Below are 15,893 nucleotides of genomic sequence, written 5' to 3' on the forward strand. Positions count from 1 at the left end.
AACGACCTTATGTTTTTCCGGTTGTTCATAATTGAAACGGAAACCTTACATTTGCACAAATTCAATTTCGAATAAAATAATTTAAGATATGTTTTGGACACTTGAATTGGCCTCACACCTGGAAGATGCGCCCTGGCCCGCGACAAAAGACGAACTGATCGATTACGCCATCCGCTCAGGTGCACCGCTGGAAGTAGTAGAGAACCTGCAGGAGCTGGAAGATGAAGGCGAGATGTACGAAGGCGTAGAAGATATATGGCCTGATTACCCTACTCAGGAAGACTTCTTTTTCAATGAAGATGAATACTAGCAAGGGGCTCACCAATATGACGGAACGGAGACAGTAATCTTTGTTCCGTCATTTTTTTTGCCAATCCGGAATTACTTATCGTAGTAAACAGTGCCGATAGAGGATGAGAAGAACAATGAGTACAGCGCTACAAACACCAGGCTGGTGAGCAGGGAGATCAATATTTTCATCAGCATATAGCCAATGCTGTGGAAGCTCCATATCTCGATAATGTAAAAGAATACATGGTGCAATGCCAGGAGGATGGCTGCATAGGTCATGAAAGGTGTCCAGCCCATAGACTTCGTATTGGGCGACATATTCTGGTATTCTGCGATCCGCTTGGGTAACAGCAGGGTCAATACGTTGGTGCGGAAAAAAGCCATCAGCACGCAGGCGGCAGCATGCATGCCGCCGGTATCCATAAAGGCATCGATGGTAATGCCCATCGTAAAGCTGACGATCAGCAGGAAGGGTACCGGCGTAGATAAAGGCAGCAGCAGGATGAACAGCGGATAGATATAGGGCGTATACGGCGGCAAGCCACCGGGATTGGACCACCAGCGCAGCGGAATCTTATTCAGCAGCAGTACCTGAATCAGTACAAGTAAGATAAACCGGAAGACGTTGCGAAGGTAAATGCTCATATGCCCTAAAGATCAAGATGCGGATTAATTCTGTTTGTTTTTTGCTTCCAGCTCTTTGCGTTCGGAGCTTATCTTATCCTCAACCACATATACATACTGCAGGTTCCTGAAATTGGTCGACAGCCTTACTTTCAGGTTCTTTGCATTGGTGGCCTTTATGGTATCGACTTTTGTCACCGTACCGATCAATACGTTTTCGGGGAAGAAGGAATAGCCGGTAGTGAACACGCTATCGCCCCTTTTCACCTTTACATAAAGCGGCACTTTCTCTGTCACTACATACTCGGGAGAGCCCGGGTTCCATATCGTAAAAAAGCCCGAAGTGCCATCGTTCAGCTTGGTGCTTACCTTGCGGTCGCTCAGCACGGAGACAACGGTGGCGAGGTGCTGCGATACGTTATTGATCCGGCCTACAATGCCGTTGCCGGTAACCACAGCCATTTCTTTACGGATGCCATCGGCTGTGCCCCGGTTGATCGTGATATAGTTGATCCGGTCGCCCGAGATCGAATTGTTGATCACCCTGGCGGGGATGTAGCGGTAGTCGGCGTAGCGGATCACCTTGACAGCGCCGGTAGGCGCCAGGGCAACGCCACTGCTGTCGCGGCGTGTCGTGTCTTTAATCGTGACCGGAATGTGGGCAATCATATCGCGGAAGGTATCGGCGCCGGTGTATTGTACCAGCTGATTCCGCAGCCGGGTATTTTCGTTCAGCAGACTGTCGTTGAGCCTCCGGAGCTGAAAATAGTAAACCACGTCATTTTGCTTCTTGTATACATAGCCGACTACAGCATTGGACGAGCTCACGATGTCCATGCCCTGCATGTTACGGGTTTTGGAGATCATGGAAAAACTTACTGCTTCCAGGATGAGGAAGAGAATGATATTCCAGAATCGGCGTATAAGAAGAATAAAATTACGCATGATGGCGCGGGCAAACAGGTATCAGAAGTGCAAAGCCCGTTGTGCGGGCTTTGCAGGTTATTTCATCAGGAAGGTGAAGCGATTGATGTTCTTAAGCGACATGCCCGTGCCGCGCACTACGGCGCGCAGCGGATCTTCGGCCACATGCACCGGCAGCTTGATCTTTTGGGAAATACGTTTATCCAGCCCGCGCAGCAGGGCGCCGCCGCCGGTAAGGTATAAGCCACGGCGGTAGATATCCGATGCCAGTTCGGGCGGTGTGCTTTCCAGGGCCTTCAGGATCGCTTCTTCTATTTTGAAGATGGATTTGTCCAGTGCTTCGGCTACTTCCTGGTACGATACCTGGATCTGCTTGGGAATACCGGTTACCAGGTCGCGTCCGTTTACGGCAATATCGTCCGGGGCATTGTCCAGCTCCTTCAGGGCCGAACCCACGTGGATCTTGATCTGCTCAGCAGTACGTTCGCCTATATTCAGGCTGTGGTAACGGCGCATCGCCTCCATAATGTCGGTAGTGAACTCGTCGCCCGCGATACGGATGCTCTGATCGCATACGATACCGGCGAGGGAGATTACAGAGATACCGGTGGTACCACCACCGATGTCGATGATCATATTGCCGGTGGGCTCTTCTACATCAATGCCGATACCCAGGGCTGCGGCCATAGGCTCATGTATCATATACACTTCCTTGGCCCCGGCCTGCTCGGCACTATCGCGCACAGCACGTTTCTCCACCTCGGTAATGCTGGAGGGGATACAGATCACCATGCGCCAGCTGGGTGGGAATAAAGGCTTTTTGGGGTAGACCATTTTGATCATTTCGCGCAGCATACCTTCTGCGGCGTCGAAGTCGGCAATTACCCCATCTTTCAGCGGGCGTATGGTCTTTAGATCATCGTGCGTTTTTTCGTGCATCATCATGGCCTTTTTCCCTACAGCCACGATTTTATTACTGGTCCTGTTTTTAGCAACGATAGAAGGCTCGTCAACTACAACCTGGTCGTTATGAATAATTAAAGTATTGGCTGTGCCAAGATCTATCGCAATTTCTTGCGTTAAAAAATTAAACAATCCCATTATTGATCGGAACTCGATATTATGAAAAGAGGTGAAAATTTACTTGTCTGTAAAGTATCATGCAAAAGTGCGAAAAATAAACCGGTTTTGCCAAGAGTTTTCCTAAAAAAACTATAATTATGAACGGGATACGCGGCCTGTCTGCGCATTAGTTTCCGGGCCGGTGGAAAAAGCTTTGCCGCGGCGTCATTCAAAGGATCGGGACATAGCCGCTTATGCCCGAAAATCGTTTCGATCCGGCGCCATTTTTTCCTGTGTTCCGGTCACGATATTCTTTTTGTCTGCTCTGTCACAGATTTGTAATTATTCGCTGCTACAGGGCTTAAGATCAAAAACCCTTATATCATTATTGCAGCCATATCGTAACGATTGCTTAATTTTGCCGCCAAATTCGAAAAATGATACAGACTGATATAGCCATTATCGGCGCAGGCCCCGTGGGTTTATTTGCCGTGTTTGAAGCAGGGCTGCTGAAGATGCGCTGCCACCTGATCGATTATTTGCCACAGATCGGGGGCCAGCTTTCGGAGATTTATCCCAAAAAACCGATTTACGATATTCCCGGTTACCCTTCTGTACTGGCACAGGAGCTGATCGACAACCTGAAAGAGCAGATTTCCCCTTTCCATCCCGGCTATACCCTTGGTGAAAGGATTGAAGGCCTCGAAAAGCGTGGCGAAGCCGATTTTGTGCTCACCACCAATATGGGCACGCAGATCGAAGCAAAGGCCGTGGTAATCGCCGGCGGCCTGGGCTGCTTCGAGCCCCGCAAGCCCGCCGTGGAAGGTCTGGAAGCCTTTGAAAATGGTAAGGGAGTGAATTATATGATCCTGGAGCCCGAGACCTATCGGGATAAGCACATGGTGCTGGCCGGCGGTGGCGACAGTGCGCTCGACTGGACCATACACCTGGCCGGTATTGCCCGGAAGGTAGTGCTGGTACACCGTAGCGAAAGCTTCCGCGGTGCCCCCGATTCGGTAAACAAAGTAATGCAGCTGGCTGAGGAAGGAAAGATCGACCTGGTGCTGAATGCCAACCTGACGCAGGTACATGGCAACGGACGCCTGCACAGCGTATCGATGGAAGATAGCAAGACCAAAGAGCAAAAGACCATCGAGACAGACTACCTGATTCCCTTGTTTGGCCTCAGCCCCAAGCTGGGACCGATCGAAGGCTGGAACCTCAACATCGACAAGAATGCCATCGAGGTCAATACCGAAGATTATTCTACCAATATCCCCGGTATATGGGCCATTGGCGATATCAACACGTATAAGAACAAGCTGAAGCTGATCCTCTGCGGCTTTCACGAAGCGGCATTGATGAGCCATAGCGCGTACAAGTACATCAATCCCGGTGTGAAGTACACGATGAAGTACACTACCGTGAATGGTATTAACGAGTTCTAGGATTTCAAAAGAAATAGATAAAGCCCGCCTATTGAAGGCGGGCTTTATTGTTTGTATCAGTTCTGTATACTCAGGTCGTTTCTTCCGAAAGCCATTTGCCTACTTCCGGCGCCTCGTACTGTTCCATCTGCTGTAGCAGGTCTTCAGCATTATCGCTCACCAGCAGCATGCGGCGATTGACCTCCTTGAGCAGGCCGCTCTCAGTCATATGTTCCAGCAGGGATATCAGGCTGTCGTAAAAGCCGTTTACGTTCAGCAAGCCTATGGGCTTACGGTGCAGGCCCAGCTGGCCCCAGGTCAGCATCTCGAAAAGCTCTTCCAGTGTGCCAAAGCCACCAGGCAGGGCAATGACGCCATCGCAGAGTTCATTCATCTTCGTTTTACGCTCGTGCATGCTCTCCACCATAACCAGTTCGGTAAGCTCCTCGTGAGAAATCTCTTTGGTCCGGAGAAAATGCGGTAGTACGCCCGTCACCTTTCCGTTGGCATGCAGGGCGCCATTGGCGACTGCTCCCATAAGGCCTACTTTGGCGCCACCGTAAACAACGCCGATGCCCTTTTCGGCCAGCAGCTGGCCCAATGCAAAAGCAGTACTGTGATAGATGGCATCAAAGCCGGGACTAGAGGCGCAAAAAACGGTTATACTTTTCATATGGTTGGTTTAGCTGATCGTAAAAATAAGGCAATCTCTACGAACCCCGAATTAATTTACCACAGTGATAAAAGCACTACAGGCCGGTCTATTGCAGGATAGAGGCATAGCATAGGCCTTAAGCGCAAAATTTTATAGCTTTGCAGCCCGGCTCCGGTCTGTTAGCCGGCCCTGAATTTTATGGAAAATACGATTACTATTTTTGTGGAAGACCGCAACGGTACGGTCAATCCGCTCGAAGCACCTACCGATATGAGCCTGAGCCTGATGGAACTGTTGGTAGCCAGTGAGTACGATGTACTGGCCACCTGCGGTGGTATGGCCTTGTGTGCTACCTGCTGCGTAGATGTGCTGGAAGGTGAAGATAGCCTGTCGGAGATGAGCGACGACGAATATGCGATGCTGGATACCTTGCCCGACCTGCTACCCAACTCGCGCCTGGCCTGCCAGCTGAAGCTGAACAATAAAATGCATAACCTGAAGGTGCGCCTGCACGGTGCGGGTTAAGCGATTATCTTTTTGAAACACATACGGGGCGCGAAAAGCGCCCCGTATGTGTTTACAGCACTTCTTCATTAATGGCCGGCTTGATGAGCTTGTGGGTCTTTACGAAAGTACACCAGGGACAATCTTCCTGTTCGCAGCCCCGGTCAAATTCATGGTTCATAATCTGTGTGTAGGCTGTTTTAATCTGTTGCCGCACGGTAGTCTGGTCGGTCTCAGCAATGGGCACGGTATAGCGTACATAGTCGCCGGCATCGTTCTTTTCCACGTAATCGAATAGGCCGGCCTCCATACGCCAGCCGCTGGAGCGCGCCATCGGGTGGTTGTCGAGCAGCAGCTTGTAGAATACCATCTGCCGCCAGTAATCGCCACCATTGGGATTGCCTTCATTGGGCGGGAGCAATTCTTTCTTCTTACTATATTCCGGGTTGCCGGTCTTATAATCGACTACGGTGCAGGCGCTGCCCGTGAACTCGATCTTATCCAGCTTGCCCTTTACGGGTACACCGCCTACTTCCATATTGCCCAGCATCATTTCGATAGCCACTACTTTATTGAAGGTATGGATATACCGGTCGTAATAATCGGCAAGGAGCTGCTGTCCCAATTCCTTCCGGCGTTTATACTGTACTTCTGTAAAGGCGTCTTCGTTGCGCCAGAGCATGCGCTCAAAGTCAGCGATCACCTCTTCCCTGGGCGGGAAGCTTTTATCCGGTGCTGCCAGCATTTTTTTGAACAGCTTTTCCAGGGCGTAGTGTATTGCGGTACCAAAAGCCATAGCATCATTCTTGGCGACCGGGACCTGCAATATGGTCTCGTAATAGAAGGCCACGGGGCAGCGCAGGTATTTGTTCAGCGCCGATGCGCTGAGCTCAAAACGTTCCAGCCGGCTGTCCAGCAGCTCTTTCCGTGCCAGGTCGATACGCACCGGTGGTGGCGGTACAAAAGCCCACTGCAGGTGGGCGATCACCTGCTCGTCGCTAAGGAAAGCCACCTGCTTTTCCGCAGCCTGTCTTTCTTCCGTTCCCAGCTCATCCACAAATTGAGAGGCCTCCAGGTCCTTGCCGGCATTGTCTTTTACGGCATAAGAGACCTGCAGGTATTTGCGGGCACGGGTAAGTGCGACAAAAAATACGCGGCGCATTACCTCTTCAGCACTGCTGCCTTCTTCGTTGTCGTTGGTATGGGTAAGCGTGTCGGGCAAATTGAATCCACGGCCGCCGCCCTTTTTCTTTTCCCAGAAATTTTTGGTGCAGCCAACCAGGAACACGTATTCAAACTCGTGCCCCTTGGCGCTGAAAGCGGTATAGAAGCGCACGCCGTTTTCCTGGCGTATGATCTTTTGTACCGGTACGCTGATGTCTTCGAGCTGCATCTGGTCGATCATCTGCAGGAAGCCGGCAATCGTCAGCCGGGGTTGCCGTGTGCATTCTTCCTTTACAAAATTGAAGAAGGTGTGCAGTACCTGCATTTCCCATATCTGCTGCTCGCTTTGCAGCACCTGCGCCATAATACCGGTGTCGTACAATATCTTTTCCAGCAGCATGGCTATGGTCAGGTTCTTGGATTGCTGTATCCAGGCTTCCAGGGCAGTGCCGGTTCTCACCAGCGCCGCTGCAGTGTTCAGCTCCAGCGAATGCAGCAGGAATGCGTCCTGCAGCAGCATGCGCCACTGCTTGTGCTTGCTTTCCTTTCCTTGTTTATACAAGCTTAAATGAGCGAGATCGATGGCCGAAATACCCAGGTGCGGGATGTGAAGCGTCTCAAACAGGAACTGCTCGCCGCTAAAGGGTTTGCGCTGCTCAGTATCAATATAGCGCAAGATGCCTAGCAGGTGTTGGATCAACGGCAGGTCGAGCACATTGACGGGTCGCTTCACCCAATAAGAAATGCCTTTGCGCTCCATGAGGTCGATGATATTGCCGGCCTGTTTGTGTTGAGAGTAGAGAACGGCCACCTGGCTCAGGTCTACGCCGTCGCGCTGCAGCTGCGCTATCTGTTCCACGATATCGGCCTCCTCGTGCAGGATGTTATGATAAGCCCTGATCACGGGCTCGACCCGTTCCTCCCTGCTGAAACGGGTGTTGGCGGCAATGATGTTCTTATCCAGCTGAAGCCGCTGCAGCTTGACAATGAGCCGCTCTTTGTTGTAATTGATGAGCCGTCCCGACTTGTCGAGTATCGCCTGGGTAGAACGGTAATTCTCTTTGAGGACGATCACTTTGATATCCGCTTCGTAGCGGTCGTAGAAGTCGACAATGTTTTGCAGGCGTGCGCCCTGGAATTCGAAGATACTCTGGTCATCATCTCCCACAATAAAGAGATTAGGGCTGTTCCAGAAATCCATCAGCAAGGTGAGCAGCTCGCTTTGGGCACCGCTGGTATCCTGGAACTCATCGACCAGTACATACTGGAACCGTTCCTGGTAATTGCGCAGGAAATGTTCGTTCTCTTTAAACGCCCTGAGCACCCAAAGGATCATGTCGCTGAAGTCGTAGCGGCCCATAGCCTGCATACGGGCCTGGTATTGGTCAAATAGCTTGGCAGAGGCGATCGTACGCTCCATACGCGCTGTTTCCCGGGCGATCTCTTTCATCTTAAGATCCCCTACCTTAATACCTTGCTTGGCATTGGCTCTTTTGTATACAAATTCCTCCCGTTCAGGAAGGCCAGCCAGGTATTCCCCGGCGGCTTCCGTGACCATTTCGGGCGTCCAGCTTTCCGATTTCATCAGGTCGAAGAGGGACTGCAGGTTGCGGGCATCGTAATAGATATTGCCCTTCAAACGCCGCAGCGTATGCCCTTCCGGCAGGTCTTCCAGCAGGCTATGCAGCAGCGCTATACGCTCGAGTTCGCTGATGGGCTGCAGATCACGGATACCGAAATACTCGGCATTGCTTTGAATAAGGTTGTTACAGAATGCGTGAAAAGTATAAATGTGTACACGATGGGCATCTTCCCCGATGATCTGCAGCAGCCTTTTGCGCATGGCCACGCTGCCTTCGTCGGTATAGGTAAGGCAAAGAATTTCGAAAGGTTTTACCTGAGCATCACTTCTCAGCAGGTTGGCTATACGCATAGCGAGGATCTCCGTTTTACCGGTACCCGGTCCTGCTATGACCATTACGGGTCCCTCTATTGTATCTACCGCCTCTTTCTGCTGCCTGTTCAATTGTTGGTATCGTTCAAGAAACAGTTTCTCGTTCCGGATCATGTATCTGGTTAGGTTATTTTTTCAGCGCAAAAGTAAAGCTATTCTGTGCGGGGCGCTGCTCTTTATAAATTTACGGAATATTCAACTTTTTAACAACCTTTTCCGTTGTAGCACGCGCCCGGCAACAGTTTTTTTGATTTATGAACAAAATTTTTTTTAATTGAAAAAATAAAACCATACTTTAACTGAGTCATTCCTATTTTATGTAAAAAAAATTAAACCGGATTGTTTTCATGGAGATACTGGACATAAAAGTAATGAAGGGACCTAACTACTGGTCTACCAAACGGCACCACCTGATCGTAATGCTGCTCGACCTGCAGGAAATGGAAGAAAGGCCCACCAATAAGATCGAGGGCTTCCCTGAGCGGCTGCAGCAGCTGATACCTTCGCTGTATACACATCGCTGCAGTGAAGGTGTTGAAGGCGGCTTTTTCATAAGGGTGAAGGAAGGCACCTGGATGGGGCATGTGATCGAGCATATCGCCCTGGAGATCCAGACCCTTGCCGGTATGGATGTCGGCTTCGGCAGAACGAGGGAAAGCGACAAGCGCGGCGTCTATCACGTGGTGTTTTCTTATTATGAGGCGAAAGCAGGCATTTATGCCGCAAAGGCCTCTGTAGCGATCGCCGAAGCATTGATTGCAGGCAAAACTTACGACCTGGACAGTGATATACAAAAGCTGCGTGAGCTGCGCGAGGAAGAACGGCTGGGGCCCAGCACCGGGTCTATAGTAGAAGAAGCAGCGCGGCGGAAAATACCCTGGATAAGACTGAACCGCCACTCACTGGTACAGCTGGGCTATGGGAAAAAACAGCAACGGATACAGGCTACGGTAGCCAGCACCACCAGCTCCATTGCGGTAGAGCTGGCCTGCGATAAAGAAGATACCAAGAATTTGCTGGAAGCCGCCCAGATCCCTGTTCCGAAAGGATTGATCGTCTACGATGAGGAAGACCTGGAAAAGACGGTGAAACGTATCGGCTATCCGCTCGTGACCAAGCCGCTTAATGGCAACCATGGTAAAGGCGCCACGACGAACCTGAAGACCTGGGAGGAGCTAAAGGAAGGGATGGCGATCGCGCAAAAGTACTCACGTGCCGTGATCTGCGAAAAGTTCATTACCGGTTTTGATCACCGGGCATTGGTGATCAATTATAAGTTTGTGGCAGCTGCGCGCCGTACCCCCGCTGCCGTGACCGGCGATGGGAAAAGCACGATTAAAGAGCTGATCGATATCGTGAATAGCGATCCGCGCAGGGGCTTCGGCCACGAAAAGGTGCTGACCAATATCGTAGTAGACGGACAAACGGAAAATATACTGAAAGATAAAGACCTTAGCCTGGACAGCGTGCTGCCCAAAGGAGAGAGCCTTTGGCTGAAACCAACAGCCAACCTGAGCACCGGCGGTACCAGCACCGACCTTACCGACCAGGTGCATCCCAGCAATATCATCCTGTTTGAACGTATTGCCCGTATCATCGGCCTCGATATCTGCGGTGTGGATGTAATGGCGCCCGACCTTACGACACCGCTTACGGAAAATGGCGGCGCTGTGCTGGAAGTCAATGCGGCCCCGGGTTTTCGTATGCACCTAGACCCCTCCGACGGGTTGCCGCGCAACGTGGCCGAGCCGGTGATCGATATGTTGTTCCCTCCCGGAAAGTCGGCGCGTATACCGATTATTGCCATCTCCGGCACCAATGGTAAAACGACCACGACCCGGCTTATCGCGCATATTGTGAAGCAAACCGGCGCGACCGTGGGCTTTACGACCACCGATGGTATCTATATCCAGAACCAGCTGATGCAATCCGGAGATTGCACCGGGCCGGTCTCTGCCGAGTTTATCCTCAAAGATCCTACTGTAGAAGTTGCTGTGCTGGAATGTGCGCGGGGTGGTATCCTGAGAGCCGGCCTGGGCTTTTATAATTGTAATGTAGCCGTGGTGACCAATGTCGCGGGCGATCACCTAGGCCTTGGTGGCATCGATACGATCGAGAAGCTGGCGCGGGTGAAAGCGGTAGTACCCAAAACGGTATTCCCTTCAGGCTACGCTATCCTGAATGCCGACGATGACCTGGTCTATGGCATGCGGAAGGAGCTGGATTGCCACATCGCCCTGTTTTCACTCAACGAGAACAGCAACCGGGTGCTGGATCACTGTAAGAAAGGTGGTCTGGGCGCGGTATACGAAGAGGGCTACCTGACGATCCTCAAAGGAGGCTGGAAAATACGGGTGGAAAAAGCAGGAAATGTACCCATCACCTTTGCCGGAACGGCGGAGTTCAATATTGCCAATGCGCTGGGCGCGATCCTGGCAGCCTATGTATCGGAGGTTTCGATCGAGAATATACGGCTGGCATTACAGACCTTCGTGCCTTCGCCGGCATTGACTCCAGGTCGTATGAATATCTTTAAGTTCAACGACTTTACCGTGATGCTTGATTATGCCCATAATACACATGGCATGCAGGCGATCGGCAAGTTCGTGTCGCAGGTAAACGCTTCGCATAAAGTGGGAATAGTAGCGGGTGTGGGCGACCGGCGCGACGAGGATACGATAGAACTGGGCGAAGAGGCCGCCAAAATGTTTGACGAGATCATTATCCGCCAGGACAAGAACCTGCGTGGGCGCACCGAAAAGGAGATCATCGGACTGATCGAAAAAGGCATCCGTAACATTAACCAGCAGGTACCCATTCATGTGATCCCCAAGGAAAAAGAAGCGATCGAATTTGCGCTCGGAAATGCACGCAAGGATTCTTTTATTACGATCATCAGCGATGTGATACCAGACGCGCTGGACCAGGTAAGGGAAGCAAAAGAAAAAGAGGGATCGATCTTCTGATCATTCATCCCGATGAATGTAAAAGCGAACGGGCTTCCTGGAAAGGTAGCCCGTTATTATAAACAGAAAACAATGCAGCTGAAATGCATGGTATCCATTAGACACACGATCTTTCCGTGCATACTATGCCGGGAAGAAAAATATTCTGTATAGGGTGAACCGCCGGGGGCAAAATTTATCCTAAGTACAAAAAAACAGGCCATCCGATATGGGATGGCCTGCCTGTTATATAAGAAGGTACTTAGAGCGCCGTCAGGTATTCGGCCGAAGAATAGCCTTCTATGCCGTCATTGGTGCGAATCAGGTACCAGGCATCGTTATACTTGCTCAGCAGGGTCACGATAGACTCATGTGCTGCTTTACCCAGGATTGGCTGGTCGGTGCCGGGGCCTTTACGGATATTCAGGTTAGAGCTCTGCGTGGTTACTTTCAGCTGAGTGGCTGCAGCGGCGGGCGATACATTGATGTTCATTACCACATCGCCGGAACGGAAGTCGGGATCGATCTTGTCATAAACATTCCACAGCTTGTCTTTAACCTCGCCTGTGGGCACCTCGCCATCGATGTAAAGAACATTGTCCTGTTCGCGTACCTGGAGGTTGGAAGCGCCGCTTGCGTTGGCGGTATTGATCAGCTCCGCATATTTATCTTGCAATGCCATAGTGTTCTTTTTTGAATTTAAAGAGAAGTAATTATTTAACGGTCATTTTGTTCTCTACCTTCTTGGGTTTGATCTCGTTCACTTTCTGCATCAGCTTGGGCAGGTCGGCTTTCTTGATCTCACCGTTCAGGGTCACTACACCATCTTTTACGGTTACCGTTACACCAGGATATTCCTGGATTGCTGCGGTTGCGGCGCTGGTCAGCGAATCGTCGGGGTTGACTACTACGGGAGCAGGAGCGGGCGCAGGTGGCGGTGCTACTGTAGTCTGGTTGACTACAGACTTAACGCCTTCTACTTTTTTAGCGGCTTCTTCGGCGGCTGTTTTAGCAGCCTCGTCGGCCATTTCACCGCTCAAGGTAGCTACGCCGTCTTTTACTACCACGGTAACGCCGGGAGCCGCGGCTTCGATCTTAGCCTTTGCTTCAGCGTCTTTCTTTTCCTGCGATTTGCAAGAGGTCATGCCTGCAGCCAGTCCAGCTACAAGCGTAAGGGTCATTGCGGTGTGTTTCCAATTCATAAGCATTCTTTTTTTGGAGTAAGTGTTTAAAAGGAACAAAAGCGTACTTCAGCAAAGTACACAAGTGTTTTTATCAAAATACATGCCACAAAAATATTAACGATTATTTTTTGGTAAGGTTTAGCAAAAGATAATAACCGGGTGAAGATTATTTTACAAAGGCATTACCAGGTTTAAAAGGCATGAAAAAAGAGCTACCGTATAGGGTAGCTCTTTGTCTGGAAGTACGTTATGCTTAGCAGTACTCTTCGTAAGCTTGCTTCAGGTTGGCCGAGATCATAGCAGCAGAGCGGCCTTCGATCATGTGGCGTTCGATCATGTGCACTAACTGACCATCCTTGAACAGCGCTATGGCAGGTGAGGACGGCGGATAGGGCAGCAGGTAGGTACGAGCCTGCTTTACAGCATCGAGGTCGAAGCCGGCAAAGGAAGTCACGGCGTGGTCCGGTTTCTTGCCTTCACCCTGGAGCGATTCCAACACGCCGGGACGGGCAGTACCGGCGCTGCAACCGCATACTGAGTTGATCACCAGCAAGGTAGTGCCTTGTTGCGGTATTGTGCTATCTACTTGTTCGGGAGTGAGCAGTTCCTGAAAGCCGCTTTGCGTCAGCTGGGCTTTCATGGGGTTAACGAGTTCTGCTGGATACATAATATTCTATATTTTAAATATGATTCTAAGGCAAAATTACTCCTTTTTGCCCGCATTGGATAAGCCGGCACTTCAGGTTTTTCTATAGCAGAATAAAATTTTCGCTCAGGCTTGCTAAGTTTGTGCTGTAAAATACCAATATCTTTCAATGGTCCAACTTCGTATTTACCATGAAGACGAACGGCAAATACTGGTTACCCCCCGCGAAGGGGAGACCAGGCTTGGCGAAACGGTAGGCCTGGCCTTGCCGGGTTGTCTCGTCGATGAGGCGCTGGTGCAATCGCCGGCAAGATTTGTGATCCTGGGGCTGCCCGAAGACATCGGCGTAAGGGCCAATGGCGGCGTCGGTGGCGCGCATACCGCGTGGCCCGGCTTTTTGAAAAGCTTTATGCATATTCAACAGACGGCCGCCTTCAGGGGGGAGGATTTCCTGCTGCTGGGTGAATATGATTTTAGCGGCTGGCTGGTCAATTGCAGCAGTGCTAGTATAGAGCAGCTGCGAAGCTATACGGCACATATTGATGCCGAGGTGCATCCTCTGATCCATAAGATCGTAGCTGCCGGTAAAATACCGGTAGTGGTTGGCGGAGGGCACAACAATGCCTATCCCCTGCTTAAAGGTACGGCGCTGGCCCTGGGAAAACCATTGAATGCGATCAACCTGGATGCCCATTCCGATTACAGGGTTATGGAGGGGCGACATAGCGGTAATGGGTTCCGTTATGCGCACCAGGAGCACTTCCTGATCCGCTACGCCATGCTGGGCCTGCATGAAGCCTATAACAGCCAGCCCGTCGTCGCCGAGCTGAATAGTAATCCAGATCTGCTGCCTTTGTTTTGGGAAGATATGTTCCTGCGTGGGAAAACCGGCTGGGAAGAAAGCCTGCACCAGGCGCTTGATTTTGTCAGCGATGCGCCCTTCGGTGTGGAGCTCGACCTGGATTGTATACAGCATGTACTCAGCAGCGCTGCTACGCCGGTAGGTATTACGACGCAACACGCACTACAATACCTGTACCAGTGCGGCTTGCATGCCAATGCCCGTTATGTGCACTTGCCCGAGGGTGTGGTGGAAAGGGCCGATGGACAGCACGATGTTTTTACGGGTAAATTGCTTAGCTACCTGGTGCAGGCCTTCACAAAAGGCGTGCTTGAGCGGCAATCATCTTGATCACGATTTCAGCTTCAGCGCCGTTTCGACACTTTCCCTTATTTGGGTGACCTGCCACCAGTGGATCAGCAAGTGGAGGGCAGTGAAAGCCAGGATCACGGCGCAAGTGATCATTATCCCGGTACCATAGCTTACCGGATGACCATTAACAGTGAACCGTTTGGTCTGAAATGTAGCGATCAGGAATAGCGCAGCAAAAACACTGTTGATCAGCAGTGGATATCCTTTGGGTTTATAGCTGACTGTCAATTGTCCTGTACCAGCCAGGGTATCGAAGACGCCTTCTGCCACGGACCAACGTGATCGCAGGCGAAAGCGCAGCTGCTCGTCCTGTATAGGCCAGTCCAGCCGGTAAGGATTGAACAGTCCTTGCGCTATCTTAGTCAGCGCTTTCCTGGTTGCCTCTTCAGAAAGAGAAGTCATATAGGTCCGGTGGCTGTGCAGTATCATTTTTTGAATACAGATAGAAAGAAGGCAATGTTCCGTAGGAGCACTTCCTGCATGGCGTCGGGTAAGGTGTCGCCCTGCCAGGGATGTTTGCGGCCGAAGACATGGTCCGAGTCCGGGGTGAACAAGGTAGCCTGCGGGCAGGCCCGGTGCAGGCTGTAGGCACTTTCTACGCTGACGCTGGTGTCGGACAGTCCGTGACAAATGAGCCAGGGAATGGCGATCTTTCCCGCGGCATTAATGATATCAAGCCTATCGCTGTGCTGCTGAAAATCCTCGTATAGCTGGTAGTGCATTGGCATCTGCTGTTGGGTCCTGCCGTTAAAATAGTAGGCTACGCCTTCATCCTTCCAGTTCTCCAGCTTGTCCTGTGGCCAATGGGTCCAGGGTGTTTTGCATTCGTCGATGGCCGCCCAGGTGGCCAGGGCTTGGATCCTGCGGTCTTCGGCTGCTTTCAGGATGCTGATGCCGCCGCCCATACTATGCCCGATTAAGCCCAGTTGCTCATGATCGATATAAGCGGCAAAAGGATTCTGGTCGCTTCCGATCCAGTCGATCACTTTTTCAAGATCGTAAAGCTCTTTGGTATAATTGTTTTCCGCAAAGGCTTCCAGATCGGCGAAATCCAATGGCTGCTCCGGGGTGGTGCCGTTATGGGAAAAATTGAACTTGACAAAAGTAAAGCCTGCGTTGACAAACTGCCGGGCGATCAGGTCAAAGTTGCCCCAGTCCTTGAAGCCGTTGAATCCGTGCGCATACAGGATCACAGGACGCTTGTCTGCGGCGGGATTGAGCGTGATGTCGAGCAGGATAGGCTTATGATGGCTGCCGGTTATGGTTTGCTCGTTCTTTTGAAAGGACATTTTTTTAAGTA

Annotated in this window: 15 protein-coding genes; 5 read left to right on the forward strand and 10 right to left on the reverse strand. The window is 51.1% G+C overall.

Going from position 1 to position 15,893, the window contains the following annotated elements; all coding sequences use genetic code 11:
• Nucleotides 1–88 precede the first annotated feature (88 nt).
• Nucleotides 89–310, forward strand: coding sequence for a DUF2795 domain-containing protein (locus tag DZK30_RS00345; protein WP_106521565.1), 222 nt, complete (start codon nucleotides 89–91; stop codon nucleotides 308–310).
• 71 nt (nucleotides 311–381) lie between these two features.
• Here DZK30_RS00345 and DZK30_RS00350 read toward each other — a convergent pair whose 3' ends face one another.
• The 3 genes from DZK30_RS00350 to DZK30_RS00360 are packed head-to-tail and all read right to left on the reverse strand — an operon-like array spanning nucleotide 382 to nucleotide 2,940.
• Complete coding sequence (locus DZK30_RS00350) at nucleotides 382–936, reverse strand: rod shape-determining protein MreD (protein ID WP_118972105.1); 555 nt, start codon at nucleotides 934–936, stop codon at nucleotides 382–384.
• A 24-nt stretch (nucleotides 937–960) separates the two neighbouring features.
• Complete coding sequence (gene mreC / locus DZK30_RS00355) at nucleotides 961–1,860, reverse strand: rod shape-determining protein MreC (RefSeq protein WP_118972106.1); 900 nt, start codon at nucleotides 1,858–1,860, stop codon at nucleotides 961–963.
• A gap of 57 nt (nucleotides 1,861–1,917) precedes the next feature.
• Nucleotides 1,918–2,940 (reverse strand): rod shape-determining protein, encoded by a 1,023-nt coding sequence (locus tag DZK30_RS00360; RefSeq protein ID WP_118950791.1) that lies wholly within the window; start codon nucleotides 2,938–2,940, stop codon nucleotides 1,918–1,920.
• A gap of 398 nt (nucleotides 2,941–3,338) precedes the next feature.
• Between DZK30_RS00360 and DZK30_RS00365 the strand changes: the two genes are divergently transcribed.
• Nucleotides 3,339–4,349, forward strand: a complete 1,011-nt coding sequence (locus DZK30_RS00365) for an NAD(P)/FAD-dependent oxidoreductase (protein ID WP_118972107.1) — start codon at nucleotides 3,339–3,341, stop codon at nucleotides 4,347–4,349.
• Nucleotides 4,350–4,419: 70 nt separating this feature from the next.
• Here DZK30_RS00365 and DZK30_RS00370 read toward each other — a convergent pair whose 3' ends face one another.
• Entirely contained in the window at nucleotides 4,420–5,001 is a 582-nt protein-coding gene (locus tag DZK30_RS00370) for an LOG family protein (protein WP_118972108.1), read from the reverse strand.
• Nucleotides 5,002–5,181: 180 nt separating this feature from the next.
• Between DZK30_RS00370 and DZK30_RS00375 the strand changes: the two genes are divergently transcribed.
• Complete coding sequence (locus DZK30_RS00375) at nucleotides 5,182–5,508, forward strand: 2Fe-2S iron-sulfur cluster-binding protein (RefSeq protein ID WP_118972109.1); 327 nt, start codon at nucleotides 5,182–5,184, stop codon at nucleotides 5,506–5,508.
• Between the two features lie 52 nt (nucleotides 5,509–5,560).
• Here DZK30_RS00375 and DZK30_RS00380 read toward each other — a convergent pair whose 3' ends face one another.
• A complete protein-coding gene (locus tag DZK30_RS00380) occupies nucleotides 5,561–8,719 on the reverse strand; it encodes an ATP-dependent helicase (RefSeq protein WP_118972110.1) in 3,159 nt (1,052 codons plus the stop codon).
• Between the two features lie 233 nt (nucleotides 8,720–8,952).
• Here DZK30_RS00380 and cphA point away from each other — a divergent pair, with 233 nt between their 5' ends.
• The gene (cphA, locus tag DZK30_RS00385) at nucleotides 8,953–11,571 is read left to right on the forward strand and encodes a cyanophycin synthetase (RefSeq protein WP_118972111.1); all 2,619 of its coding nucleotides are present in this window, start codon (nucleotides 8,953–8,955) and stop codon (nucleotides 11,569–11,571) included.
• A gap of 241 nt (nucleotides 11,572–11,812) precedes the next feature.
• Here cphA and DZK30_RS00390 read toward each other — a convergent pair whose 3' ends face one another.
• The 3 genes from DZK30_RS00390 to DZK30_RS00400 form a co-directional block, all read right to left on the reverse strand.
• A complete protein-coding gene (locus DZK30_RS00390) occupies nucleotides 11,813–12,232 on the reverse strand; it encodes an SH3 domain-containing protein (RefSeq protein ID WP_118972112.1) in 420 nt (139 codons plus the stop codon).
• 31 nt (nucleotides 12,233–12,263) lie between these two features.
• Complete coding sequence (locus DZK30_RS00395) at nucleotides 12,264–12,752, reverse strand: BON domain-containing protein (RefSeq protein WP_240432825.1); 489 nt, start codon at nucleotides 12,750–12,752, stop codon at nucleotides 12,264–12,266.
• A 235-nt stretch (nucleotides 12,753–12,987) separates the two neighbouring features.
• The gene (locus tag DZK30_RS00400) at nucleotides 12,988–13,401 is read right to left on the reverse strand and encodes a BrxA/BrxB family bacilliredoxin (protein WP_118972113.1); all 414 of its coding nucleotides are present in this window, start codon (nucleotides 13,399–13,401) and stop codon (nucleotides 12,988–12,990) included.
• A 148-nt stretch (nucleotides 13,402–13,549) separates the two neighbouring features.
• Here DZK30_RS00400 and DZK30_RS00405 point away from each other — a divergent pair, with 148 nt between their 5' ends.
• Nucleotides 13,550–14,572 (forward strand): formimidoylglutamase, encoded by a 1,023-nt coding sequence (locus DZK30_RS00405; RefSeq protein ID WP_118972114.1) that lies wholly within the window; start codon nucleotides 13,550–13,552, stop codon nucleotides 14,570–14,572.
• Here DZK30_RS00405 and DZK30_RS00410 read toward each other — a convergent pair whose 3' ends face one another.
• Entirely contained in the window at nucleotides 14,573–15,022 is a 450-nt protein-coding gene (locus DZK30_RS00410) for a hypothetical protein (protein ID WP_118972115.1), read from the reverse strand. It abuts the gene before it with no gap.
• Entirely contained in the window at nucleotides 15,019–15,882 is an 864-nt protein-coding gene (locus DZK30_RS00415) for an alpha/beta hydrolase family protein (protein WP_118972116.1), read from the reverse strand. Before DZK30_RS00415 ends, DZK30_RS00410 begins: the two co-directional genes overlap by 4 nt.
• Between the last annotated feature and the right edge of the window lie 11 nt (nucleotides 15,883–15,893).

The sequence above is a fragment of the Taibaiella koreensis genome (assembly GCF_003545715.1).
GTDB lineage: Bacteria > Bacteroidota > Bacteroidia > Chitinophagales > Chitinophagaceae > Taibaiella > Taibaiella koreensis.

What these genes read in the sequence shown, in the direction of transcription:
- DZK30_RS00345 (WP_106521565.1), top strand. Translation starts at nt 89, where the DNA reads ATGTTTTGGACACTTGAATTGGCCTCACACCTGGAAGATGCGCCCTGG.
- DZK30_RS00350 (WP_118972105.1), bottom strand. Translation starts at nt 936, where the DNA reads ATGAGCATTTACCTTCGCAACGTCTTCCGGTTTATCTTACTTGTACTG.
- mreC (WP_118972106.1), bottom strand. Translation starts at nt 1,860, where the DNA reads ATGCGTAATTTTATTCTTCTTATACGCCGATTCTGGAATATCATTCTC.
- DZK30_RS00360 (WP_118950791.1), bottom strand. Translation starts at nt 2,940, where the DNA reads ATGGGATTGTTTAATTTTTTAACGCAAGAAATTGCGATAGATCTTGGC.
- DZK30_RS00365 (WP_118972107.1), top strand. Translation starts at nt 3,339, where the DNA reads ATGATACAGACTGATATAGCCATTATCGGCGCAGGCCCCGTGGGTTTA.
- DZK30_RS00370 (WP_118972108.1), bottom strand. Translation starts at nt 5,001, where the DNA reads ATGAAAAGTATAACCGTTTTTTGCGCCTCTAGTCCCGGCTTTGATGCC.
- DZK30_RS00375 (WP_118972109.1), top strand. Translation starts at nt 5,182, where the DNA reads ATGGAAAATACGATTACTATTTTTGTGGAAGACCGCAACGGTACGGTC.
- DZK30_RS00380 (WP_118972110.1), bottom strand. Translation starts at nt 8,719, where the DNA reads ATGATCCGGAACGAGAAACTGTTTCTTGAACGATACCAACAATTGAAC.
- cphA (WP_118972111.1), top strand. Translation starts at nt 8,953, where the DNA reads ATGGAGATACTGGACATAAAAGTAATGAAGGGACCTAACTACTGGTCT.
- DZK30_RS00390 (WP_118972112.1), bottom strand. Translation starts at nt 12,232, where the DNA reads ATGGCATTGCAAGATAAATATGCGGAGCTGATCAATACCGCCAACGCA.
- DZK30_RS00395 (WP_240432825.1), bottom strand. Translation starts at nt 12,752, where the DNA reads ATGAATTGGAAACACACCGCAATGACCCTTACGCTTGTAGCTGGACTG.
- DZK30_RS00400 (WP_118972113.1), bottom strand. Translation starts at nt 13,401, where the DNA reads ATGTATCCAGCAGAACTCGTTAACCCCATGAAAGCCCAGCTGACGCAA.
- DZK30_RS00405 (WP_118972114.1), top strand. Translation starts at nt 13,550, where the DNA reads ATGGTCCAACTTCGTATTTACCATGAAGACGAACGGCAAATACTGGTT.
- DZK30_RS00410 (WP_118972115.1), bottom strand. Translation starts at nt 15,022, where the DNA reads ATGATACTGCACAGCCACCGGACCTATATGACTTCTCTTTCTGAAGAG.
- DZK30_RS00415 (WP_118972116.1), bottom strand. Translation starts at nt 15,882, where the DNA reads ATGTCCTTTCAAAAGAACGAGCAAACCATAACCGGCAGCCATCATAAG.